The 2,748-nt window shown below is 38.7% G+C and carries 1 protein-coding gene and 1 pseudogene; both read right to left on the bottom strand.

The features are described from left to right. Positions 1–1,506: pseudogene (locus A9G22_RS00015) on the bottom strand (hypothetical protein); the annotation flags it as partial. Positions 1,507–2,036: 530 nt separating this feature from the next. After that, on the bottom strand, positions 2,037–2,748 hold a 712-nt coding region (locus A9G22_RS00010), incomplete at its 5' end, for an IS3 family transposase (RefSeq protein ID WP_141669916.1).

Genomic DNA, 2,748 nt, shown 5'->3' with positions numbered 1-2,748 from the left:
TTTCCACCACAGTGACGGTTTAATGCGCTGTGCTTTTTCTAGTTGCCAGTTTGATTTGACATGTTTATGCGCTTCGTCCACCACCTCTAAGGCAAAATCACGGAGGTAAGGCTCGGTGATGCCTAGCTCATCTAATCCCGCTTCAATAATTGCTTTTTGTTGTTGTTTTTCTTCTTCAAATAGCTCATCAATTTCGTTCCATTTGCTTAACGCTTCATCGGCATACCATTCGCTTTCATATTTTACCAATAAATGCCCTATCAACTCCGCTGTCCAGCTTCGGCGTAATCCTTCCTTTAAATCCCTATCCGTAAAAGTCGGCGGCGGTAGGTCTTTTTTTCGTTGGGTTGAATATATCAGTGTGCCCGTTAAGATTTGATGTAATGCCCGCATCGCTGGCGTGTAATCGGCTAAATCTAATTTCGCCACTTTATTCTTGCCTATCTTGTCAGATAATTCACCTATCGAGGCCTTTTCTTCTATTGTTTCAAACCCAGGCCAGTGCCATGGACTACGCCGTTTGATATGAGCTTGTGCATTGTCTTTTATATTCACCCAACCATGTATCGGTAGCGTTTGCTCATCCAGTGCCGTCACTTGGGCCCATTTTGTGTTTTCATCCTCTATCGCTATCAAGCCATCATTCTCTAATGAAATTAGGGACACGGTACGAGGGTAACATACCGTATTACGTTTCTTTTCCTGTGGAGAAAGGGTGTCATCTAATGATAACGGAAAATCATGCCAATAACTTACGCTTGAATTGAGCTGCCCATCTTCGCCATTAAGGTGTAAGACTTTACTGGCGGCTATCCAGTACGGCTTGTTTTCAATCATAAAGCGAATCGTGAAAAAATCATCATCATTCGCAGGCTCAGAATAGACACTCGGTAACGTCGTATCTTGCCCCTTTCCGCCACTAATTAGCTCAACTTTATCGGGGATATCTGCCTCGGTTAATTCGGGATATATCCGCCTTACATACATTTTCTCACTTGCGGTTAAGGTGTACGGTTGCGCTGACGGGCTTTTTGCCTGTATCTTTCCATTAATGCCATTAACCACCTTGCCAACCCCTGTGTCGAATAACGGCTGCTCGGTTGAAGTATGAAAAAATCTTGAGGGAAGATTGACGGTATAGACCGGTTTGATTTTAATATAGTAGCTCTCGGTAGTGTCGGTAAAATGAATCGCCACCCCAGGGCTTAACCAACCTGCCGGTTTAGCAGCTTGAACTAATTGCGCCTCTTTTTCAACTAATATGATACTCTTTTCGCTTTCAGGCAGCTTGTCCGCTAAAGCGCGGGTTTTAGTGATAAACGCCGGCAAATCATCACAGGTCATTAATTCAATGTGTGCCATTTGCTGTAATTGATTGTCTAACGCCCGTTTCATGTTCGATAACGGGGCTTCTTTAGGCTCGTCAAAACGTTCGGATTGGCTGACATTATGGCCGATGTAACCTATAGCTTCTTCTAACTGAAATTCTATTTCTTTGTCACCCATATTTCCATTGTAAAATCGATATATAGCCTATGTTAGCTGGTAAAGAAAAGTTATCATTAATAAATAATTTTATTGTATTTATTAATAACACCATATTTAATCAAAATAATCATCGATTAATAATTCGCTAGCATCGATACAAAATTTTCTTTCTTCATTATTGCATTGGCGAGTAAATAACAATTTATAATTATCCTCGGATTTCTTTTCAAACTTACATTCAGAATTTGATAAAGTGTATTTTTTTATCTGTATATTGATATAAATCAGTTAAAATGACATGGTTAAAGTAATCTTTAGGGCAATATTTTACTTTCTCTGCTGTCTTTTTTTCAGAATCAAAAGAAATAAAACGACCTGTTAAATTTAGATAAACAAATTTATCTTGTTTCTTATCATAAGAGTAATAAGCGTCAATGATATTTCTTTCATTAAGGCTTTCTGTAGTTTTAGAAATGTAAAAATCATTATCTTTACCATCAAAATTAGCTGTAAATACCCCAAACTTAGTACAAGATTCAAGTAGAAAATCATACTGCTTGTCTTAGTGTTTTATACTCAATCGGCGTCATGTTATTTAATGCCTCATGCGGTCTTTCGGTGTTATAAATCGTTAACCATTCTTCGGTTATTCTCCTTGCTTGTGCTAAGTTGTTAAAAAGATATAAATCGAGTACTTCAGTACGATAGGTGCGATTAAATCGTTCAATGTACCCGTTTTGATATGGGCTACCGGGCTCTATATAATCAATGGCTATATCATGTGATTTAGCCCAGTTTATAAAGGTTTTTCCTGTAAATTCTGGTCCATTATCGACGCGTATTTTTAATAGATAGCCATGATATTCAGCCAGTTTATCTAAGTAACGGGTAACTCTCCCTGCCGGTAAGCTTACTGCAATATCAATACCTAACGCCTCACGATTAAAGTCATCAATGACATTGAATGTCCTAAAGCGACGTTGATTACAGCTACTGTCACTCATAAAATCCATTGACCAACATTCACCTTGTTTATTAGGAACCAATAGCCTTTCTGGGCTTCGTGGAGGAATACGTTTTTTACGCTTTACCCTGAGATTAAGCTTTAATTCACAATACACCCGATATACCCGTTTATGATTCCATTTATAGCCGAGCTTTCTGATACGATTAAAGCATTTAGGAAAGCCCCAGCGTAAATGCCGGTCTGTGATAGCATTCAATACCGAAACAATCACCGAATCATCCTGTAACTTAGGT

This window comes from Gilliamella sp. App2-1 (assembly GCF_001690255.1).
GTDB classification, from domain to species: domain Bacteria; phylum Pseudomonadota; class Gammaproteobacteria; order Enterobacterales; family Orbaceae; genus Gilliamella; species Gilliamella apicola_G.
Note: the sequence above shows the minus strand (reverse complement) of the source record. Positions and strands in the feature narration are given on the sequence as shown.